Raw genomic sequence first — 20,907 nt, forward strand, 5'->3', positions numbered from 1 at the left:
TTAAGTAGAACATACTTGGGATTGGAGGAAATTATGGTTACATTTCGGGATCTCACCCTGGAGGATCAGGATATGATAAACAGTTACTTTGAGAGACTTCAGGCAAATAATTCAGAATGCAGTTTTACAAATTTATTTATATGGAGAAAATGCTATCATGTCCAGTGGGCGATTGTGGAAGGGTATCTGGTGATTCTGACCACGGTCAGAGGAAAAAGCTGGATTTTACCGCCGTTCGGTAATTATCAGGATGGAGATTTGAAAAAAGTAATGGAACTTCTGAAAGTATATTTTCAGGAAAAAGCCATGCCATTTGTAATCCGGGCCATTCCGGAAGCGGCAGCTGAAGCACTGAAGAAAGAGGTGCCCGGCTGGTTCTGGATGGAGGAGGAGAGAGAAATATTTGATTATATCTACCGGGGAGAAGATCTCAGGCTTTTAAAAGGAAAGAAATATCACGGTAAGCGCAATCACATCAACCAGTTTAAAAAACGATATTCAGATTATGGATATGAGAAGATTACCGCGGAGAACATTCCGGAGGTAAAAGAATTTTTGGAGCGCTGGTGCTTTTACCGGCAGTGCAAGAGCGACTTTGACAGAGAGCTGTACTGCGAAAAAAAAGCCATTTATGAAGCTTTTTCCAGTTGGGAGCAGCTAAAATGCACAGGGGGAGCTATGAGGGTAAATGGAAAAATTGAAGCATTTACCATAGGAGAGCAGCTGAATAAGGACACTGTACTGATTCATATAGAGAAAGCAAACGTAGAGATACCTGGTTTATACGGGGTGATTCATCAGGAGTATCTCCTTCATGAATGGCCGGATATCCTGTATGTAAACCGGGAAGAGGATATGGGAGATGAAGGTCTGAGAAAAGCGAAGCTTTCTTTTTATCCTGCTGCGTTTGCCAGGAAATGGAAGGCGGAGTACCAGGAGAAAGATACACTTTACTGTCATAGAGCATCGGACGAAGATAAGGAGGAGGTGAAGCGACTGTGGGAATACTGCTTCACTGATACCAGAGAATTTACAGAATGGTATTTCAGCAGATATTACAGGACAGAGAGAACCTTTGGCGCTTTTTTTAATGGGGATCTGACCGCAAGTGTTCAGATGATTCCCTATGAACTCTTAGTAAGAGGAAAAAAAATGAGGGCCTCTTATGTGGTGGGGCTGGATACTGCTCCGGAATACCGCAGAGGCGGAGTGGGAAGAAAACTCCTGAAGTACAGTATGGAAGAAATGCGCAGAGAAAAGCGCTGTATCAGCCTTCTGATGCCATTCTCGCCTGACTTCTACCTTCCTCTGCAGTGGACTTTCTGCTATTTTAAACAAAACTATGTGATAGACCCTTGGGACTTAAACTATGCCAGAAAGCCGCACCTGGGAAGGGCGGCACAGGAACACGGGACCTTTCGCCGGGTACGGATGAAGGACGCAGTTCAGGTGATGCAGAACATTTATCAATCCTATCAGATCGGCAGAAACGGCGGTATTCTAAGAGGGGAGGAGCAATGGGAGCTTCTAACGGAAAGCTGGGAATTGGAACATGCAGTCTGCTATGTCCTTTCCGGGAAGGAAGTCCAACAGGCATATATGGTATACTCTATAGAGGGTACGGTGATGCGCATCCATGAGATGCTATATACAGGCGAGCAGGCAAAACGGGAGTGTCTGGACTTCATTTACGGACACCGTTCTCATATTGTTAAGGCAGAGTGGGCGGCAGAAAGCGGGGATACAACATTTTGCTATCTGAATCCCGGCAGAAGTGTATGCACCTTACAGCCTTTTCTGATGGCGAGAGTTGTGGATGTAATACAGGCCTGGCGGGAGTTTGCAGTTCTTGCCATGAAAGAACCTGTGATCATCCGTATAGAGGATGAGCTTCTGGAGTGGAATAATGCCGTATTCAAGTTTTGGGAGACGGACGGAAAGAAGGAGTCTCAGAGGCTTGGAGAGGAGGTCCAGTGGGATTACTGTATGGGAATTGAAAGCTTTACACAGCTGCTGATGGGCTCCTCCTCTTTTGAAGAATTACTGACCCGGGGAGCAATCGTACGCGGCGGAGCGCTTGAGGGGGAGCCCTTAAAAAGCCTTTTTCCAAAATTGAATAACGATATCCAGGAATACTATTAAGATTGAAATTTTTCTCCTTATAGGGTAAACTGTTGAATAAATGGAACCTTTGCTTCTGTATTCTGCTTAGAAGGCAGAAGCAGATGGGGGCCATTTGCAGGAGTATAAATAATGCCGGTGCAAAAACAGGGGAGCATCATCGGCTGTAAGTGCACAAGCACTTTACGAAGGGAGGAAATCATGAACTACATAGGAAAATATTTGGGAGATCTGGGGGGATTGACCAATAAGTACAGCAGTACACTGATGACAGTGGGAATTGTATTCGCACTTTTGAACTGTTTTTTCGGGTATAAACTGAGAAAGGTATGGATTACCCTGGTAGGTGCGCTGGCAGGTGCTGCAGCAGGAGGTGCTGCGGGGTATTACTTTTTAAAGGATGTGAAGCTGTCAGCTGCCATTGCTGCAGGCGGAGCGATTCTTTTGGCGGTATTTGCATTCCAAATCTATCGTCTGGGACTCTTTGTTCTGTGCGGGGGGCTGACCTATTGGATGCTTGGACAGCTTTTCTCAGCCGATACCTCTATGGCTAGAGGGATTTGCATCGTTGCAGGAGTGGTGGTAGGTGTTCTGGCGCTCCAGTATGAGAGAATTATTGTGATTCTGACAACGGGAATCTGCGGAGGCTTTGGAGCTTCCAGGCTTTTATTTACAATGACCGGCCGGGAGGCGGGGATCCTTGCAGTGTTGGTGGGACTGATCCTTGCAGCTTTGGGGATCCTGTTTCAATATCAGCTTGGGACTAAGAGAGGAAAAGAGGAGTTTGAAAAAGATTCCCAGTCCCTCTTTCACAGAGACGGCAAAAGCCGGGGACGCAGCCGGAGAAAAAAGAGGAGCCTAAGGGATTACCTGCCTACCCGCAGGAAGAAAAAAAAGAAGAAGCGGGGAAAGGCGGATACCTCAGAGAATGTTCAGACTTCCACCAGCCGGCAGAGCAGGGGAACAGGAGGCACTAAGAAAAAAAGCGGAACAAACTCTGAGAGGCCTCAGACTTCAAAACGAAACAAGTTAAATTCGGAACCGGAAGACGAGCGTTTGGAAGAGTCTTGTCTTTCTGAGAACCGTCAGGACAGAATCCGGGAGGGGTATGAGAATCCTTTGGATATGGACGAGATTGCAAAGATGATCTCAAAAGATGTACAAAAGATTTATGAGGATCAGGAGGAAAAATAAGCCATTGTAAACCATCATCACTCTGTTATCACGTGTGACAGGGCACACGACGGCCTTTATTTTACCGTCGTGTGTAAGGTTTACTTAAACAAAGGCAATACGATTTTCCCTGATAATACGGCATAAATGAATAGGGCGCTAACAATACATAGAATTGCGCCGAACAAGCGGAAGACGGCAGGAAACCATTGCCGCTTTGACCGGTCTGCAATGGTTCTGGATGGCAGTATAAGAAATTTGCAGTAAAATACAGATATCCTCAAATAAGGCAGCGTCTGGCAGGCATTTACCGCGTTCCCATGTTGAAAGATATAACCTATCTTATTTCTGTTATTTTTGTGAATAAGGCCTCCATTTTTTTGTAATCACAAATAAACGAATCAATACTGGCCTCCACCATTTCTTTCTCACTAATGATAGCAAAATGCAGAATATAACCTGATTCTTATGCTAATTGCCGTATTAATTCCCTCTGGGTTCTCCCATTTCCTTCACTAAATGGATGGAGTGCATTTATTTCTGAAAAATAATAGGCTGCTTTTTGAACAATTTCTCTTTGGAGAGTCGCTTTAAATAATCATCATTCTGTAATTTTCTAAATAGTTCACTTGCCTGCATTTCAATGAATTGTACTTTGCAAAACATATTTGATTTTGCAATATCAACTGTACGGATTTTCCCAGCCCAGGAATATATATCTTGAAATATATATTTGTGAATATTTCGCAAGTGCTCAAAATCAAATTTACCTGTTACTGGTTTCTCCAGCAAATCCATTAATGAAGCATTGTCAATTTCCGTTCTACTTCGGGAAGCTTATCACTGTCTTGAACGTTCAATTTGTTAATCAAAACATCTGAATTAGGATAGCAGTAGATTTTATCACTCATTTATCACTCCTTATAGTTCTCCAAAATCTGCTGCCTGATAGTGTCCTTGTCCTTAGTTTTCTGATATTCTTTCAACAATTTTATATCTTCCCTGTCTAGCGGCATTTGTTCCATTGCCATTGAAGCACTGACTTCGGAAACCTGTTCTTCAGATGTGTATAAACGTGGAATTTTTATTTCAAAAGGAATACTTTTTGTTAATATAATTTGTTTTAATAACATATTGACAACTGATGACAAATTAGTTCCAAGTTCTTCAAGAATGACACTGGCCTGTTCCTTATCTTTAGCATCAGTACGCACCTGTAAAAATGTTTTCTCCATAAAAATACCTCCTGATATAGTCAAATAACTATTGAATTCTATATATATTAAGTATATTATTTTGTAGTGACATTATCAATACATTTTATTGGTCACCCTGAGCTTTTCGGCAAACTGCATTTGTGTCATATCATGTTCTTTTCTGCGGGCAGCAATAAATTTTCCGATTTTGTTTTGCTCCATCTTCAGGTAGAACAAAATCCACCAGAGGAAGAATAAGGAGGAACAAGGGAAAGAGTGGGGTTATATTCCCTTACATACTCATATATTTTATAATTATAGTTTTTCCGCCGGGATATTACAAGATATACTGCATGTCAGCCAACACCATGTATAAAGTAGTGTATCTGGTTAATAAACAGATAAAATAATGAAAAATATAAATAAGTATTGACAAAATTGTATAAAAGGGTTAATATAATAATATAAAATAACAAAAGAAATAAATAACAGATTAAATGCATTATTCCTTTTGTTATTCAATTTAAGATAAGGAGGTACGGACCGCCAAAACCTTAAAGTAACAAACCCAAAGAACTGTAAAACTTTACTTATACTTTTTAATGGAGAAAGGTGATGTCAACCACATAATCCTAGTGAAAGATGAGAAAAGGTTTTATAGAGAAAGAGGTACAAGAATGATTGAAGAATCAAAGTGAGATGGGTATCGATAAATAATAGTCGATGCCCATCTTGCTTTTGTCTGCAGATATATTTTATCTGATCCTATGAAAAGTACATAAAAAATCAGTGGTTAAGTAGGAAGAAGCTTTATAAAATTTATGCAAAACAGCAAAAAAAGTATAAATTGGAAAATCAACATTGACAGATATATCGTCAGGATTTATAATAAAATCATCTTGAAACGGGTTTCAAATAACAAAGTGACATAAAAGGAGTACAAAATGACAAGTATTCGGGATGTGGCAAAGCTGGCAGGGGTATCTCCGGCAACAGTATCCAGAGTAATGAACAAAACAGCGAATGTGGACAGTGTGAAGCGGCAGAGGGTTGAACAGGCCATAAAAGAAACCGGTTTCAAACCCAATGAGGTAGCCCGCTCCTTATATAAAAAGTCCTCTAGGATTATAGGGGTGATTGTGCCAAATATCGAGAATCCATTTTTCAATGAACTGGCAGGGGCAATCGAAGAGGAGTGTGACAAAAAGGGGTATCGACTGACATTATGCAATTCTAATAATGATTTGGAAAAGGAAAAACGGAATATGAATCTCCTGAGCAGAATGAATGCAGATGGCATCATACTTATGACGAATCAGAAGGAGATAAAAGAAGAAGTAAGAAAGTGTCAGATACCGGTCATTATGCTGGACCGTCAGGTGGGAACCGGAAGTGAGATTGCATACATCCAGTCAGACCATTACATGGGGGGCCGCATGGCGATGGAACATCTTCTGGACTGTGGATGCAGAAACATTGTGCAGATGAGCGGCCCAAGCCGTTTTTCCAGTGCCAGACAGAGATTTCAGGGATACACAGATGTGTGCAGAGAAAGAAACGTGACAGCGGTTACATTAGAGTGTGAGTATGATTATGAGGACGGGTTAAAAAAGGCGGAAGAACTCATAGAGAATTATCCGGAGACCGATGGAATTATAGCGGCAAATGATATGGTAGCCATCTCCGTATACAAAGTGCTGACAAAGAAAGGATACCGGATTCCCCAGGATATTCAGCTGATTGGATTTGACAATATAAATCTGAGCAGACTGTTTACCCCTGAGATTACTACCATAGAACAGCCCATTGCCCAGATGGGGCAGGAGGCGGTCAAGGTACTTACAGACCATATTGAAGGAAGAGAGATCCGGCGGCAGAATGTGTTCCCGGTAAGATTGATTCCGAGAGAGACCACCGTGGATAAGCCGGTGAATAAATAAAGAAAAGGAGTAAATATAATGAAAACAGCAGTTGTGGGAAGTATTAACATGGACATGACAGTAACAGCGGAGAGAATTCCGCTAAAAGGAGAGACCTTAAAGGGAGACGAGCTTCATTATATCCCCGGAGGCAAGGGGGCCAATCAGGCTGTGGCAATGGCAAAGCTGGGAGCGGAGGTAGAGATGTTCGGATGTGTGGGCGATGATGAGGCAGGACAGAAGCTCATAAAGAACATGCAGGAGGCAGGTGTCAGTACTGGTCATATCAGAATTGTGAAGGATGTTCCCACAGGCATCGCCCTGATTACAGTGGGAGAGAATGACAACACCATAATCGTGGTGGCAGGCGCTAATAACTGCGTGGATAGAGCATATGTGGACAGTATAAAAGAGGAACTTTTCCAGTGCGATATCGTGCTGCTGCAGCATGAAATTCCTCAGGAGACTGTAGAATATGTGGTTGATATCTGCACCGGGCAGGGGATTAAAGTGGTGCTGAATCCTGCGCCTGCAAGGCCGGTAAAGCAGGGGATTCTGGAAAAGGTTACCTACCTTACCCCTAATGAACACGAGGCGGCTATTTTATTTGGAAATGAGTGCTCCACAGAAGATCTCCTGAAAAAATATCCGGAAAAGCTTGTGATTACCCTGGGCTCCAAAGGTGTTATTACCTGCAGAAAAACTGGTGAGATTCTCCTGGTCCCAGCCAGAAAGGCAGATGTAGTGGATACCACAGGGGCGGGTGATACGCTCAACGGAGCTTTCACCGTAGAGATTGCAAAAGGCAGGGATATAGAAAGTGCACTGAAACTGGCCAATACAGCTGCCAGCCTGTCCACAGAAAAGTTCGGAGCACAGGGCGGTATGCCTACTCTGGAAGAAGTAATCAAGGAAATGGAAGCATAAAAGGTAAAATCTAAGGCCGGTATAGATTTCTTATGGGAGAAATAGATACCGGCAGAGAAAGCGGAGGAAAAAGGATGAAGAAACATGGAATAGTAAACAGCGATATATCCAGGGTGCTCAGCTATATGGGACACACAGACACCATTGCAGTAGGGGACTGTGGTCTGCCTGTCCCCGATGAGACGGAGAGAATAGACCTGGCGCTGACTTTGGGAAAACCTGGTTTTATGGAAGTTTTGAAAGCGGTTTCAGAAGACATGAAAGTAGAAAAGATTGTATTGGCTGAAGAAATAAAAGAAAAGAATCCAGCTATTCTGAGGGAGATTAAGGAACTTTTTCAGGTTTTAGAAACCGGTTTCAACGTGGAGTTTGTTTCCCATGAGGAACTAAAAAAGCAGACAAAACAATGCAGGGCAGTAATTCGTACCGGTGAGACAACGCCCTATGCGAATATTATTTTGCAGTCTGGCTGTATATTTTCGTAGTTAGAATGCTGTATAGGACAGCAAGAAGGAAGGGAGGAAGTTGCCATGCAGATAGAGATGAAGGGGATTGACAAATCCTTTGGACAGAATCAGGTGCTGAAGGATGCCGGGTTTGTGCTGGCTCCCGGCGAGGTACATGCATTAATGGGGGAAAACGGCGCCGGCAAGTCTACGTTAATGAAGATTCTTACAGGAGTGTATACCAGAGATGGGGGAACGGTAACCGTAGACGGGAAAGAAGTGCTGTTTAAGAACCCTCAGGAGGCCGAGAGAGCCGGCATTGTGTTTATCCATCAGGAATTAAATGTACTGTTTGACCTCACAGTGGAAGAGAATCTGTTTCTGGGCAGAGAGATTAGAAACCGGCTGGGGATGTGCAATCAGAAGGCCATGAGAAAGAAAGCGGAAGCAACCCTGGAAAAGCTTGGGGTTCAGATTCCCGTTGATCGGGTAATGTCTGAGCTTTCTGTGGGACAGCAGCAGATGATTGAAATCTGCAAAGCCCTTATGGTGGATGCCAGGGTGATTATTATGGATGAACCTACCGCTGCCCTTACCCAGAGCGAGACGGCAGTGCTTTTTGAGGTGATTCAGTCTTTGAGGAAAAAAGGGGTGTCTATTGTCTATATCTCTCATCGGATGGAAGAGATTTTTGAATTGTGCGACAGGATCACCGTGCTTCGGGATGGATCCTATATAGGGACAAAGAACATTCCTGAGACGAATATGAATGAAATTGTTAAAATGATGATAGGGCGTGAAATCGGAGAGCGTTATCCGAAAAGGGAGGTTACCATAGGAAGAGAGATGCTCCGGGTTGAAGGACTGACAAAAAAGGGAGTGTTTCAGGATGTGAACTTTTCTGTGCACGCCGGTGAAGTGCTGGGAGTATCCGGCCTGATGGGTGCAGGCCGGACGGAGATCATGCAGGCTATCTTCGGAAATCTGTCCTGGGATCAGGGAAATATTTATATTGACGGCCGGAAGGCTACGATAAAGAATCCGCTTCACGCTATGGAGCAAGGCATTGGTTTTATCACAGAAGACCGAAAGACCGAGGGGCTTATGCTGGAAGAGAGCATCAAAAATAATATCTCCCTGGCAAATCTGGGGCGGATCTCAGGAAAGGCCGGAGTTATCAGCAGAGCGGCGGAGGATGAACTTGTGGGCAAGGCGATAGAAGAGCTCCGCATCAAATGCTTTGGTCCTTTCCACGAATGCAATAATTTAAGCGGAGGAAACCAGCAGAAGGTAGTCTTTGCCAAATGGATTTATACGAATCCCAGAATTCTGATACTGGATGAGCCAACCAGGGGTGTGGACATAGGCGCAAAAAAGGAAATATACAGTATTATTAATGAGCTGGCAGCCAAGGGCGTAGCAATTATCATGGTATCATCAGAACTGCCGGAAATACTTGGAATGAGCGATCGGATTATGGTTGTGCGGGAAGGGCTGATTCGGGGAATCATTGCTCAGGAAGAGGCAAATCAGGAAAAAGTAATGACATTAGCTACGGGAGGTACCTTATAATGAATGAAAATAAGAAAAAAGTTTTAAACTATGCCCAGGACTTCGGAGCTCTGATTGCTCTGGTGGTATTAATCCTGGGAATCAGTATCGCAAGCCCTGAATTCAGAACCTGGTCCAACTTTTTATCACTGCTGCGTCAGTCTTCCATCAACGGACTGATTGCATTTGGTATGACATGTGTAATTCTCACAGATGCCATTGACCTGTCTGTAGGTTCCGTGCTGGCGCTCAGTACGGCTCTGTGTGCAGGTATGATTACAGCCGGAGTTCCGGCAGGTCTGGCTATGATTCTGGCTCTTATCCTGGGAGCCGCCCTGGGTGTTGTCAGCGGTGTTTTGGTTACAAAGGGACGTCTCCAGCCGTTTATCGCTACACTGATCACTATGACCGTGTACCGGGGACTGACTATGATCTTTACCAATGGAAAACCCATTTCCAATCTGGGTGACAGCTTTGTCCTTAAATTAGTAGGAAAAGGGAACTTTTATCATATACCTATCCCAGTCATTCTTCTGATTCTTATTTTCCTGATCTTCTTCTTTCTGCTGAACAAGACAACGTTTGGAAGACGGGTTTACGCAACCGGCAGCAACTGGAAGTCTGCGAAGCTGGCAGGGGTAAATATACATAAGACAAAGATTATCGTGTATGGTATCTCCGGCCTTATGGCAGCACTCTCCGGACTGATTCTTCTCTCCAGATTAGGATCGGCCCAGCCCACACTGGGGGACGGGTATGAACTGGATGCTATCGCTGCGGTAGCCTTGGGCGGAACCAGTATGAGCGGAGGAAGAGGTAAGATTTACGGAACATTTATTGGTGTGCTGATTATAGCGGTGCTGAACAACGGTCTCAACATTCTGGGGGTATCCTCTTACTATCAGGATGTTATCAAAGGCCTGGTTATTCTTGTAGCTGTATTATCTGATAGAAAAAGATAGGGGGAAGAACTCATGAAAAGATTTACGTTCCTTAAAAAATGTGCGGTATTTGCGGCAGCCATCGCTTTGGCAGCCGGCCTTGCGGGCTGCAATGCGATTACGATCGATGGGGAGGATACCTCAGAAGGTTCTGCAAAAGGGGGGAATGCCATTGGCTTTTCTGTCTCAACCCTGAATAATCCATTTTTTGTATCTCTGGCAGACGGGGCTAAAGCTAAGGCGGAAGAAGAGGGAGCAAACCTGATCGTGGTAGATGCAGGGGATGACGCGGCGAAGCAGACCAGTGACATAGAAGATTTAATCTCCAGAAATGTAGGGGTATTGATTGTGAATCCGGTGGATTCCGACGCAGTTGCCCCGGCTGTAAAAAATGCGGTATCCAAAGGGATTAAGGTCATTGCCGTTGACCGGGTAGTAAACGGAGTGGAGGTTGACTGTCAGATTGCGTCTGATAATGTGGCGGGTGCCAAAATGGCAACTGAGTATCTGGAAGAGCTCATCGGAAAAGGCGCCAAGGTTGCGGAACTGGAAGGCGTACCGGGGGCATCTGCCACCATTGACAGAGGAGAGGGATTCCATCAGGTGGCAGATACGGCTTTTGATGTGGTGGCAAGTCAGACTGCAAACTTTAACCGTGCGGAGGGCATGACGGTAATGGAAAATATTCTCCAGTCAGACAGCAGTATTCAAGGGGTATTTGCCCACAATGATGAGATGGCGCTGGGGGCTGTGGAGGCCATTGCCGCCTCAGGAAAAGATATTAAAGTGGTAGGATTTGATGCCACGGATGATGCCCAGGAGGCTGTAAAAGCAGGGAAGATGGCAGCAACAGTTGCTCAGAAGCCTGACAAGATGGGGGAAACCGCTGTTGCAGCTGCACTTCAGATTTTGGCAGGAGAAACGGTAGATCCATCCATACCGGTAGAAGTAGAACTTATAAAATAGCAGAAGAAAAATAGGTTAGGACGTTGTTTTTATGAAAAAATGACGTCCTAAATTGTATTTTAAATAATTATGTAGTATAATCCGGTATAAAGGCTAAAAATAAGTGGAGAACTGATAGATGTTTGGATATGTTACGATTTATAAACCTGAGCTGAAAGTAAAGGACTACTATAAGTATAAAGCATACTACTGCGGCCTGTGCCAGACCTTGAAAGAAAAATACGGGTTTACTGGGCAGATGACTCTGACGTATGATTTTACTTTTGTTACCCTTTTATTGACATCTTTGTATGAAAGTGAGTCCAGGATGTCTATGAAACACTGTAAAGTGCATCCGGTGAAAAAGACCGGGATGCTCCAGAACGAAATTACGGAATATGCCGCAGAGATGAATCTGCTTTTAGCCTATTATCATTTCCTGGATGACTGGAAGGATGAAAGAAAACTAACCGGTCTCTCCGGGATTCATGCTTTAAAAAGCAAAGCGTCCGGGGTCATCAGAAAATATCCGAAAAAATGCAAGAAAATTTACACCTGTCTGGAAGAACTGTCCCGCTGTGAAGAGGCAAATGAGACAAGTATTGATAAAGTGGCAGGATGTTTCGGAAGGCTTATGGAAGAGCTCTTTATCTACCGAAGGGATCAGTGGGAGGAAGGCCTTAGAAGGCTTGCCTTTTATCTGGGGAAATTTATCTACATTATGGATGCCTATGATGATTTGGAAAAAGACAGGGAGAAAGGAAATTACAATCCTCTGAATTTCCTTTATGAAAAAGAAGAAAATGAAGTCTATGAAGAAGAGTGCCGGCAGATGATGACCATGATGATGGCAGAATGCAGCAGTGAGTTTGAAAAGCTGCCCTGCCTGTTAGACGCGGATATCCTGAGGAATATCCTGTATGCAGGCGTCTGGACTAAATATGATAAAATTCAAAAAGACAGGAAAGAAGGAAAGGAACAAAAAAATGGTAAATGATCCATACAGCATTTTGGGAATCTCACCAAATGCCTCCAATGATGAAGTAAAGAAGGCTTACAGGGATCTAAGCAGAAAATATCATCCGGATTCTTATGTGGATAATCCTCTGGCAGACCTGGCGGAGGAGAAATTTAAAGAGGTGCAGGAAGCCTACGATCAAATTATGAAAGACAGAGAGGGCGGATATGCCGGGGCAGGGTATTCCCAGAGCGGTTATCAGGATGCCGGCACAAGCTACAGCCAGGACAGCAGTGAGGATATGGTACAGCTGAATGCGGCTGTGAATTATATAAACTCCCGCCATTACCGGGAGGCCCTGAACGTTTTGACCCGGATGAGCAGAAGAAGTGCCAGATGGTACTACTGCAGCGCTGCAGCCAATGCAGGAATCGGGAATAATGTGGAGGCTTTGAATCATGCCCGTCAGGCTGTGAATATGGAACCCAACAATCCGGAATATACGAACCTTCTGAATCAGCTCCAGTGGAGTTCTCAGAGGTATCAGACGAACAGCTACGGGGGCGGCCGGCCGGCATATTCTACTGGGAATTTCTGCTGTGATTTGTGGTGTGCTGACAGTTGCTGTGAATGTATGGGAGGAGATCTCTGTCCATGTATTTAAAAGGAAAGAGGATGGCAGTTGGGGGCCTGTCGCTGGCCCTTGCGGTAGTATTCATTGTGCTCAGCGGTATCATTGAGACTAATACGCTGTTTCTATTAGCTGCCGCATCTTTTTTTGTGGGAATTATCATCCGTGAATTTAATCTGCGGATGGGAGTGGCATTTTATATTGCGGCCATTATATTAGGAGTATTGGTTGCCCCTAACAAGCTGTACTGTATTACCTTCGCAGCCATGGGATTCTATGTCCTGATGGTAGAGGTATCCTGGGTGGCCCTGGGAAAAACCAAACGGTTTCAAAACAGAAAAGCGGTTTTCTGGATTATGAAATATCTGGTTTTTAATGTTATGTACCTTCCCATGCTGTACTTCTTTCCCAAACTCTTATTTGCAGGGGAAGTGCACGGAGGAGTAATGCTGGCTTTTATCGCAGGCGGTCAGGTGGTTTTGTTTATATTTGACAGGGCGTACGAATATTTTCAGGTGCAGGTGTGGAATAAATTCAGAAAGCGTCTGGGGCTTTAGGTTAGGCTGATTGTGTTGCTGCATATTATTCCTTCACAGGGAATGGTATTATAAAAAGAACATGAAAACATTACCAACAAATGCAAAAAAGGAGAGAAATTTATGGAAATGGTGTCAATCGCAAAGGAATTACAGGAAAATGCATATCCGGGACGCGGTATTGTTCTTGGACGATCCGCTGACGGAACAAAGGCAGTGGCAGCTTACTTTATTATGGGAAGAAGTGAGAACAGCAGAAACCGTATCTTCGTAGAAGACGGGGAGGGAATCCGCACCCAGGCTTACGACCCTTCTAAAATGCAGGATCCCAGTCTCATTATCTATGCACCTGTAAGAGTGCTGGGCAATAAGACCATTGTCACAAACGGAGATCAGACAGATACAATCTACGAGGGAATGGATCGGCAGATGACCTTTGAACAGTCTCTCCGCTCCAGAGAATTTGAGCCGGACGCACCCAATTATACCCCCAGGATCTCCGGTGTTATGCATGTAGAAAACGGAACATACAGCTATGCAATGTCTATCTTAAAAAGCAACAACGGAAACCCTGATTCCTGCAACCGTTATACCTTTGCTTATGAAAATGCAGCAGCAGGGGAAGGACACTTTATCCATACATATAAATGTGACGGCAATCCTCTCCCAAGCTTTGAGGGAGAGCCCACCCTGGTTGATATTCCGGATGACATTGACGCCTTTACCGATACGTTATGGACCAGCCTGAATGAAGACAATAAAGTATCCCTGTTCGTACGTTTTATTGATATTACTACAGGGGACTACGAGACAAGAATTGTGAATAAGAATAAATAATAAGTTTGGTGCATTTGGGGACGTGTTCTTTCTAAAAGGAACACGTCCCCAAATCGATCCGGCCTGTCCCTTTTTAAGATAAGAAAGGTGTGCGGAAAAACAAATAAAGAATAGAAATAATACAGTAAGCGTTAACTATAGTCTGATAAGTTACATTTTATAGAGAACAGTTCAAAATATATTGACACGTTAAAGGTATTATGATATTATCGGCCTATAAAGGAACTTGGATGGTGATGATATGGCAGGGAAAAAGTCAGGGATGCTTCAGGCAAAAACGAAATGTGATATTGTAGTAGAGGAAATATTATCAATGATCAGCAGAGGTGAGTACTCGGAGAATGAGAAGCTGCCGCCGGAGCATTATTTTGTGGATTATTTTGGCGTAAGCCGTGTGACAATCCGGGAAAGCTTTAAAAAGCTTAACATGCTTGGGGTTGTAACAATAAAGCAGGGAGAGGGAACCTTTGTAAACAGAATTGACTTCGGCACAATGATGAAACCACTTTTCTCTGCTATTGTATTGGATAATCTGGGGATTAGCCAAATCTATGATGCAAGGCTGTTTGTAGAATCCGGGAATGCCAGACTTGCTGCCAGAAATCGGACGGAAGAAGAACTAGAGACTTTAGATGAGCTGTTGCGGAAAATGAGGGAGGTGGTGAATCATAAAGATACCAACCGTTTTAACCAATTGGATATTTTATTTCATGAGATGATTGGAGAAATGTCCAGAAATCACATTATGTCTGCTACCTACAAAACAATTAAAGATATCCTTAAAAATTATATTACACAGAGCAATCTTTCTTTCTCTACAGTAGAAAGTTCTTTACAACAGCATATAGAGATTGTGGAAGCAATTAGAGAACATAACGAGGAGAAAGCCAGGATTGTTATGGAGAACCATGTAGAGCAGAGAAAACTGGCCTTAATTAAGCAGTTTAACGAGGAAGGTGCACCGGATTATATTAAAGTAGAAAATTAGAGTGGGGTTAAATTATGGGACGTGTGCAAAAATTACCTTATGGGAAAAGATTTATTGAGCTGGATCTGAACAAATTGGGCAGTGTCCAGCTCGTAGAACCAAATCCTGTTCTAAATGAACGGGATGAGGAAGTGATTGTAAGAGAAGCTTTGGAGCATCCAATGGGCTCTATAAGTTTAAAAGAACTTACAAAAGGCGTGAAGAAAATTCTGATTATAACCAATGATAATACTCGTCCAATGCCAAGTAAAATAACGATTCCTGCTATCATAAGGAGTTTTTATTGGGATGAAAGGTATTATGATATTACTATTTTGATTGCCAATGGTCTCCACAGGGAGATGAGAGAAGAAGAAATGCGGGAACAATTTGGGGAGGAAATCTGCAGCAAATACAGAATAGTGAATCATAATGCTTCGGATCGTACACAGTTAGTTGATTTTGGCAGACTGTCATCGGGAAATGTACTTTGGCTGAACAAGCTTCTTGTGGAGCATGACCTAATCATCTCAGAGGGCTTTATAGAACCTCATTTTTTTGCCGGTTACAGCGGAGGGCGAAAAAGTATACTGCCGGGGGTTGCAGGAGAAGAGACAATATTACATAATCACAGGCCTGAAAATATAGCAAGCCCATATGCAACAGGAGCTAACTTAGATGGCAATCCCATACATAAAGAGTGCCAGGAGGCGGCTAAAATGGGAAAACTTGCATTTATATTAAATGTGGCGCTGGATCGCAGTAAAAAGATTGTGGGGGCTTTTGCGGGAGATCCGGTTAAAGCCCACACATGCGGATGTGAATATGTTAAGAGAATGATGTCAGTTGCGGCAAAACGAACGGATATTGTCATCACCACTAATAACGGCTATCCATTAGACCGAAATTTGTACCAGGTTGTAAAAGGGATAGATACAGCATCAAAGATTGTAAAGGAAGGAGGGGTAATAATAGTTGCTGCAGAGTGCATGGAAAAAGTAGGTCATAAAAACTTTGAGGATTTGATTCTTTCCTGCCGCAGTGTTGAAGAACTGCACTGCAAAATGTCATCTCCGCCGTCAACGGCAGACAAATGGCAGGTGCAGATTCTTGCCAGAGCATTAAAAAAATATAAAATAATTCTGGTAAGTGACGGCATTGATCAAGCACTTTCCGAAAAGCTTTTTCTAATTCATGCAGTCAGTATAGAGGAAGCTGTGAAAAAAGCTTTTTTAATTAAAGGAACTGGGGCAAGTGTGACAGTGATGCCGGAAGGCCCGGTCACAATTCCGGTAGTAAATGATGAAATACGGTGTCTGGGTTGAGAAGATGAAAAGGAGAGAGATTATATGAAAAACAATAAGAAGTTTTTTAGAATTACCGCGGTAATATGTATGGCAGCGTTGACTTGCGGGCTTTTGACAGGATGCTTTGGAAACTCTAAATCAGATGCAGATACAGCGAAAAAAGAAGACACAGCCCAGGCGTCAGACAAGGCGTCTTCCGGAGAGAATACAGTAGAACTTTCTATTGCTCATATTGGAGCCTTAGAATCTCCCTCGAACCTTGCAGTAGAGCACTTTATAGAACTGGTAGAGGAAAGGTCCGGGGGTTCCATAAAGATCACGAACTATCCTGCCAGCCAGTTGGGTGCGGACAGAGATATTCTGGAAGGAATCGTGGGAGGCACTATTGATATGGGAATTCCTGCGGCTGGAATTTCGGCACTCTATCTTCCTGAATATTATATTTTCGATGCGATGTATATGTTTGAGAGCGAGGAACATTTAAAAAAGGTAGCGGAAGGGGAATTAGGGCAGGAAATTGCGGATAAGTTTCTGGATAAGACGGGAGTGCGCGTCCTTACTCAAAACTGGGAACGGGGTACAAGACAGAGTATCTTTTCTAAGGATGTGGAAGATCTGCCGGATTTTGCGGGGGTAAAAATCCGTTTGCCGGAAATAGATTCCTATTTAAAAGGGTATGAACTTCTTGGCGCAAAGCCTACAATCATTGCCTTTAACGAGACATATTCCTCACTGCAGCAAGGTGTTGTTGACGGTATGGAGTGTCCTTTGGATTGGATTTACGACAATAAATTTTATGAAGTGTGTAAGAATCTGGTTATGACAAATCATGTGTATTCTGTAATGACTGTACTGATTAACGATCAGAAATTCAATACGCTGTCTGATGAACAGAAAAAAATATTGGAAGAAGCATCCGTGGAGGCAGGAAATTATCAGAATGATCTGTTGCACGAAAAGGAAGAGGAGTATCTGAAGATGATGAAAGAGGAAGGGGTTAAGGTATATGAGCCTGACTTAAAGCCATTCCGTGATGCAGTGGAACCAATGCTTCCTGATATGGTGAATGAATGGGGAGACGGCTTATATGACAAGGTAATGTCGTACAAGTAAATACTGCAGGAACCTTCGAAAGGAGCTGACATATGAAAAAAATCATTCAGAAAATGTCACAGGGACTTGAATGGATAGGCGGTTTAATGATTTTGCTGATGACGGTTGTTGTCCTGCTTCAGGTGATTATGAGATATATATTTAACTCCCCGCTGACATGGACGGAGGAATTTGCAAGATATCTGTTTGTGTACATAACATTTCTGGGCGCTGCACTGCTAATATATGAGCGGGGGCACTTATACGTTGAAATTATTTTCAACAATCTGCCCATAAGAATAAGAAAAATCCTGCAGCTTATTCTCGATGTGATAATACTGGGATTTTCTGTTTTTCTTACTATATCGGCGAAGGCGTCTATGGATGTGGCAGAAGGATCTTTTTCTACTGCCATGCACATACCCATGAACTATATAGGTTTTAGCGTATTGCTGGGAGCCTTGCTAATAATTCTCTTTTCCCTGTGGAATATTGTTCAGGATGTTAAGGGCGCATTCAGCAGAGGAGGGGAGGATTGAGCATGGCACTTCTTATTATTTTATTTTTTGGCCTGATGCTGCTTGGGGCACCTATAGCTATAGCTATGGTATTATCCTCAGCTGTAGTGTTTGGACTGCAGACGGAAATGCCCATTCAAATAGTGGCCCAGCGTATGCAGTATGGCGTAGATTCTTTTTCACAGCTGGCCATTCCTTTTTTTATACTGGCAGGGCAATTTATGAATCATGGAGGCATCAGCAACCGCATCATAAAATTTGCGTCTACCTTAGTGGGTCATATTAAGGGGGGACTTGCCCAGGTCATGATACTGGCAAGTATGCTGTTCGCGGGGATCTCAGGTTCTGCCTATGCGGATGCCTCTATGCTGGGAACCGTTCTTTTGCCAAGAATGAAGGAAAAAAAATATCCTGTAGCCACCAGCACAGTGATACTGGCAGCAGGAGCTACCATCGGGCCTATTATCCCTCCCAGCATACAGATGGTTATCTATGGGGTTACGGCCAGCGTATCCGTGGGTCAGCTTCTGATTGCGGGATTTTTCCCGGGTATTGTCATGGGAGTCATGCTGATGCTGATAACCGGGATTATAGCTAAAAAAGAAAAGTGGCCGAAAGATCCAAAGGCTACCTGGAAAGAAAGGGGCAAAGCGTTTTTGGATGCTCTCTGGGCCCTGTTAATGCCGATTCTGATTGTAGGCGGTATGCTGACTGGAATATTTACCCCTACGGAAGCAGCAGTAATTGCCTCATTATATGCATTTTTGGTAGGTAAATTTGTCTATAAGGAACTAAAATTAAAAGATGTTCTTCCTATCTGCCGGCAGGTATTCAAACAAACCGCTCAGGTTACAATTATAATTGCCGCAGCCGGGGTGCTTGGATGGCTGATGACAAAAGAGCGCATACCTACTATCCTCAGTGAGGCACTGCTCTCTGTCACTGACAATAAGGTTATTATTCTGCTGCTGGTGAACTTAATACTATTAGTGCTGGGATGTTTTATGGAAACAACTGCAATAGTGCTCTTAATGACGCCGGTTTTGTTGCCGCTTATGACAACTTTGGGAATTAGCCCCGTACATTTCGGTGTGTTTATGATATTGAATCTCTGTATTGGCCTGATTACTCCCCCTGTCGGAATGTGCATGTATATCGGATGCGGAATCAGCGGCTGTTCTATCGGGGAATTCAGCAAAAAATTGTGGCCATTTTTTGCGGCCCTGGTAATTGCACTTTTAATTACAGTATTTTGTGAACCGGTATCAATGTTTTTACCGAAATTACTGTTTTGATGGGAGGAATACATATGCAAAATGCGGAACGTGTTGTGACAGCTCTTAAAGGGGGCAAACCGGATAAAGTACCGTTTATTTTAAACACTGTTATGATAAATGTTCAGGAACAGATAGTCAGACACAAAATAGAGGAGCCTACCTACAACGGTCTGAATAATGCAGGATGGCTCGGCAGTCCGGCAGAGAATGCACAGGTAGTACCGGCATTGACAGTAATACCCGAAGCGGCCAAAAAGATTGGACTGGACGCTATTCAGATACAGGTTTTGCCTCCCATGTTTGTGAATTGGGTGGTAAAAGACGGAGATGCTTGTGTCAGTCAGGGACTGATAGACGGAGAGAACGCACTAAGACAGATCCAGATGCCTGATCCGGACGATGAAAAGCTTCTGAAATCTGTTGATGAGATGATAAAACGCTATAAAGGGGACTTCGCCATGGGCGCCAGAATCCGGCTGGGAGTTTCTCCTGCACTCCTGAGTATGGGAATGGAAAATATTGCCGCATTCTACGCAGATGAAGATGAGACGCTGCCCAGAACCATTGAAATGTTTACAGACTGGAGCCGCAGAATGAACAAAAATCTCAGTGAATTGGACTTTGATTTCTTCTGGGCCTTCGACGATGTGGCATTTACTTCAAGTCTTCTGATATCCCCGGATATGTTCAGGAAGTTTTTCAAGGATAATATGAAAAAGGCAGCATCCACCATAAGCAAGCCGTGGATTTATCACAGCGATGGAAATTATCAGCTGCTATTGGATGATATTGTGGATATCGGAGCTTACGGCATTCATCCCATAGAAAAAGGATCTATGGATACCAGATGGCTGAAGGAGACATATGGGGAAAAGCTCTGTATGGTAGGGAATGTGGATATTAATTACATTCTGAAAGATGCCCCTTTGGGGGAGGTTGATCGGGAAGTTAAAAACTGCATTGATTTGCTGGGACCTGGGGGAGGGTATATCCTATCAGACTCAAACAGCATTCCGGCATGGTGTTCGCCTGAAAATGTGATTGAGATGGGGAGGGCTGTGGAGAGGTATAGGTATATTTATTAGATGGGGCAGTTGTTACTAATTGGGATTTAGGGGGTAGCACTTGGACTTCGGCTCAAGGTGATTCAGGACGGCAGGTGTAGGTGGCAGGGGGACGGTGAGAGAAATCCCGCGGCAGCGGGCTGGCTGGTTCGGACGGGAGGAAGGCTTAAGTTCCGGGGACACCTTCGTCGCGAAGAGAGTCTAAGACAAAACCGGAATCCCCGCAGGAGCACCGTTCGTATGTGCAAAGAATGCTTGATGTGCATTCTCTGCCCATGCTCACTTTTTTTCGGCCCGGACTGCCGAAAAAATCTCCTGCGGGAATCCCGGTTTTGCCTAAGACTCTCTACTCACTCCTCCGGAATCGTCCCCGGAACTTAAGCCTCCCTCCCGCCCGAACCAGCCAGCCCACCGCCGCAGAATTCCTCTCACCTGGGTATGGGGAAGTTCCAGGGGGGTGGCTATTTATCCAAAACATCAAGCGGACAATAGTGCGAAACA

Annotated in this window: 20 protein-coding genes; 18 read left to right on the forward strand and 2 right to left on the reverse strand. The window is 43.8% G+C overall.

Going from position 1 to position 20,907, the window contains the following annotated elements:
- The first annotated feature begins 33 nt into the window (after nucleotides 1-33).
- On the forward strand, nucleotides 34-2,142 hold the full coding sequence (locus tag ACGHCT_RS09840; protein WP_226903938.1) for a GNAT family N-acetyltransferase: 2,109 nt from the start codon (nucleotides 34-36) through the stop codon (nucleotides 2,140-2,142).
- 180 nt (nucleotides 2,143-2,322) lie between these two features.
- On the forward strand, nucleotides 2,323-3,315 hold the full coding sequence (locus ACGHCT_RS09845) for a hypothetical protein (RefSeq protein ID WP_390439797.1): 993 nt from the start codon (nucleotides 2,323-2,325) through the stop codon (nucleotides 3,313-3,315).
- Nucleotides 3,316-3,760: 445 nt separating this feature from the next.
- Here ACGHCT_RS09845 and ACGHCT_RS09850 read toward each other — a convergent pair whose 3' ends face one another.
- A complete protein-coding gene (locus ACGHCT_RS09850) occupies nucleotides 3,761-3,865 on the reverse strand; it encodes a Fic family protein (protein ID WP_390440172.1) in 105 nt (34 codons plus the stop codon).
- Nucleotides 3,866-4,208: 343 nt separating this feature from the next.
- On the reverse strand, nucleotides 4,209-4,529 hold the full coding sequence (locus ACGHCT_RS09855) for a type II toxin-antitoxin system RelB/DinJ family antitoxin (RefSeq protein WP_256282295.1): 321 nt from the start codon (nucleotides 4,527-4,529) through the stop codon (nucleotides 4,209-4,211).
- Nucleotides 4,530-5,434: 905 nt separating this feature from the next.
- Here ACGHCT_RS09855 and ACGHCT_RS09860 point away from each other — a divergent pair.
- From ACGHCT_RS09860 to ACGHCT_RS09935, 16 genes are all read left to right on the forward strand, one after another.
- Nucleotides 5,435-6,430, forward strand: a complete 996-nt coding sequence (locus ACGHCT_RS09860) for a LacI family DNA-binding transcriptional regulator (RefSeq protein WP_226903942.1) — start codon at nucleotides 5,435-5,437, stop codon at nucleotides 6,428-6,430.
- 18 nt (nucleotides 6,431-6,448) lie between these two features.
- Nucleotides 6,449-7,336, forward strand: coding sequence for a ribokinase (rbsK, locus tag ACGHCT_RS09865; protein WP_390439802.1), 888 nt, complete (start codon nucleotides 6,449-6,451; stop codon nucleotides 7,334-7,336).
- Nucleotides 7,337-7,410: 74 nt separating this feature from the next.
- Complete coding sequence (rbsD, locus tag ACGHCT_RS09870) at nucleotides 7,411-7,821, forward strand: D-ribose pyranase (protein ID WP_390439804.1); 411 nt, start codon at nucleotides 7,411-7,413, stop codon at nucleotides 7,819-7,821.
- A gap of 45 nt (nucleotides 7,822-7,866) precedes the next feature.
- Complete coding sequence (locus tag ACGHCT_RS09875) at nucleotides 7,867-9,354, forward strand: sugar ABC transporter ATP-binding protein (RefSeq protein ID WP_226903945.1); 1,488 nt, start codon at nucleotides 7,867-7,869, stop codon at nucleotides 9,352-9,354.
- Nucleotides 9,354-10,295: an ABC transporter permease gene (locus tag ACGHCT_RS09880; RefSeq protein WP_154257911.1), complete on the forward strand. Its 942-nt coding sequence runs from the start codon at nucleotides 9,354-9,356 to the stop codon at nucleotides 10,293-10,295. The genes ACGHCT_RS09875 and ACGHCT_RS09880 overlap by 1 nt, the downstream gene beginning before the upstream one ends.
- Nucleotides 10,296-10,307: 12 nt before the next feature.
- Nucleotides 10,308-11,240 carry a D-ribose ABC transporter substrate-binding protein gene (locus tag ACGHCT_RS09885; protein ID WP_154257912.1) on the forward strand — a complete coding sequence of 311 codons (933 nt, stop codon included), beginning with the start codon at nucleotides 10,308-10,310 and terminating at the stop codon, nucleotides 11,238-11,240.
- Nucleotides 11,241-11,358: 118 nt separating this feature from the next.
- Nucleotides 11,359-12,216: a DUF5685 family protein gene (locus tag ACGHCT_RS09890; protein ID WP_154257913.1), complete on the forward strand. Its 858-nt coding sequence runs from the start codon at nucleotides 11,359-11,361 to the stop codon at nucleotides 12,214-12,216.
- Nucleotides 12,206-12,841, forward strand: coding sequence for a J domain-containing protein (locus ACGHCT_RS09895; RefSeq protein ID WP_154257914.1), 636 nt, complete (start codon nucleotides 12,206-12,208; stop codon nucleotides 12,839-12,841). Before ACGHCT_RS09890 ends, ACGHCT_RS09895 begins: the two co-directional genes overlap by 11 nt.
- A complete protein-coding gene (locus ACGHCT_RS09900) occupies nucleotides 12,832-13,365 on the forward strand; it encodes a hypothetical protein (RefSeq protein WP_154257915.1) in 534 nt (177 codons plus the stop codon). Before ACGHCT_RS09895 ends, ACGHCT_RS09900 begins: the two co-directional genes overlap by 10 nt.
- A 102-nt stretch (nucleotides 13,366-13,467) precedes the next feature.
- Complete coding sequence (locus ACGHCT_RS09905) at nucleotides 13,468-14,181, forward strand: IMP cyclohydrolase (protein ID WP_154257916.1); 714 nt, start codon at nucleotides 13,468-13,470, stop codon at nucleotides 14,179-14,181.
- A 241-nt stretch (nucleotides 14,182-14,422) separates the two neighbouring features.
- A complete protein-coding gene (locus ACGHCT_RS09910) occupies nucleotides 14,423-15,169 on the forward strand; it encodes a FadR/GntR family transcriptional regulator (protein ID WP_154257917.1) in 747 nt (248 codons plus the stop codon).
- A gap of 14 nt (nucleotides 15,170-15,183) precedes the next feature.
- Nucleotides 15,184-16,473, forward strand: coding sequence for a nickel-dependent lactate racemase (gene larA, locus ACGHCT_RS09915; protein WP_390439809.1), 1,290 nt, complete (start codon nucleotides 15,184-15,186; stop codon nucleotides 16,471-16,473).
- A gap of 24 nt (nucleotides 16,474-16,497) precedes the next feature.
- Nucleotides 16,498-17,568, forward strand: coding sequence for a TRAP transporter substrate-binding protein (locus ACGHCT_RS09920; protein WP_256282300.1), 1,071 nt, complete (start codon nucleotides 16,498-16,500; stop codon nucleotides 17,566-17,568).
- 32 nt (nucleotides 17,569-17,600) lie between these two features.
- Nucleotides 17,601-18,086 carry a TRAP transporter small permease gene (locus ACGHCT_RS09925; RefSeq protein WP_154257920.1) on the forward strand — a complete coding sequence of 162 codons (486 nt, stop codon included), beginning with the start codon at nucleotides 17,601-17,603 and terminating at the stop codon, nucleotides 18,084-18,086.
- 2 nt (nucleotides 18,087-18,088) lie between these two features.
- Nucleotides 18,089-19,360, forward strand: a complete 1,272-nt coding sequence (locus ACGHCT_RS09930) for a TRAP transporter large permease (protein WP_226903948.1) — start codon at nucleotides 18,089-18,091, stop codon at nucleotides 19,358-19,360.
- A gap of 14 nt (nucleotides 19,361-19,374) precedes the next feature.
- Nucleotides 19,375-20,427, forward strand: coding sequence for a uroporphyrinogen decarboxylase family protein (locus ACGHCT_RS09935; protein WP_173015660.1), 1,053 nt, complete (start codon nucleotides 19,375-19,377; stop codon nucleotides 20,425-20,427).
- The last annotated feature ends 480 nt before the right edge of the window (nucleotides 20,428-20,907 follow it).

Origin of the sequence: Lactonifactor longoviformis (assembly GCF_042848515.1) — a bacterium.
In the GTDB taxonomy this organism is placed as follows: domain Bacteria; phylum Bacillota; class Clostridia; order Lachnospirales; family Lachnospiraceae; genus Lactonifactor; species Lactonifactor longoviformis.

Coding starts and splice junctions, on each gene's coding strand:
- ACGHCT_RS09895 (WP_154257914.1), top strand. CDS start 12,206: ATGGTAAATGATCCATACAGCATTTTGGGAATCTCACCAAATGCCTCC.
- ACGHCT_RS09890 (WP_154257913.1), top strand. CDS start 11,359: ATGTTTGGATATGTTACGATTTATAAACCTGAGCTGAAAGTAAAGGAC.
- ACGHCT_RS09875 (WP_226903945.1), top strand. CDS start 7,867: ATGCAGATAGAGATGAAGGGGATTGACAAATCCTTTGGACAGAATCAG.
- ACGHCT_RS09920 (WP_256282300.1), top strand. CDS start 16,498: ATGAAAAACAATAAGAAGTTTTTTAGAATTACCGCGGTAATATGTATG.
- ACGHCT_RS09910 (WP_154257917.1), top strand. CDS start 14,423: ATGGCAGGGAAAAAGTCAGGGATGCTTCAGGCAAAAACGAAATGTGAT.
- ACGHCT_RS09935 (WP_173015660.1), top strand. CDS start 19,375: ATGCAAAATGCGGAACGTGTTGTGACAGCTCTTAAAGGGGGCAAACCG.
- ACGHCT_RS09930 (WP_226903948.1), top strand. CDS start 18,089: ATGGCACTTCTTATTATTTTATTTTTTGGCCTGATGCTGCTTGGGGCA.
- ACGHCT_RS09840 (WP_226903938.1), top strand. CDS start 34: ATGGTTACATTTCGGGATCTCACCCTGGAGGATCAGGATATGATAAAC.
- rbsD (WP_390439804.1), top strand. CDS start 7,411: ATGAAGAAACATGGAATAGTAAACAGCGATATATCCAGGGTGCTCAGC.
- ACGHCT_RS09845 (WP_390439797.1), top strand. CDS start 2,323: ATGAACTACATAGGAAAATATTTGGGAGATCTGGGGGGATTGACCAAT.
- ACGHCT_RS09885 (WP_154257912.1), top strand. CDS start 10,308: ATGAAAAGATTTACGTTCCTTAAAAAATGTGCGGTATTTGCGGCAGCC.
- ACGHCT_RS09860 (WP_226903942.1), top strand. CDS start 5,435: ATGACAAGTATTCGGGATGTGGCAAAGCTGGCAGGGGTATCTCCGGCA.
- ACGHCT_RS09905 (WP_154257916.1), top strand. CDS start 13,468: ATGGAAATGGTGTCAATCGCAAAGGAATTACAGGAAAATGCATATCCG.
- larA (WP_390439809.1), top strand. CDS start 15,184: ATGGGACGTGTGCAAAAATTACCTTATGGGAAAAGATTTATTGAGCTG.
- ACGHCT_RS09925 (WP_154257920.1), top strand. CDS start 17,601: ATGAAAAAAATCATTCAGAAAATGTCACAGGGACTTGAATGGATAGGC.
- ACGHCT_RS09880 (WP_154257911.1), top strand. CDS start 9,354: ATGAATGAAAATAAGAAAAAAGTTTTAAACTATGCCCAGGACTTCGGA.
- ACGHCT_RS09900 (WP_154257915.1), top strand. CDS start 12,832: ATGTATTTAAAAGGAAAGAGGATGGCAGTTGGGGGCCTGTCGCTGGCC.
- ACGHCT_RS09855 (WP_256282295.1), bottom strand. CDS start 4,529: ATGGAGAAAACATTTTTACAGGTGCGTACTGATGCTAAAGATAAGGAA.
- rbsK (WP_390439802.1), top strand. CDS start 6,449: ATGAAAACAGCAGTTGTGGGAAGTATTAACATGGACATGACAGTAACA.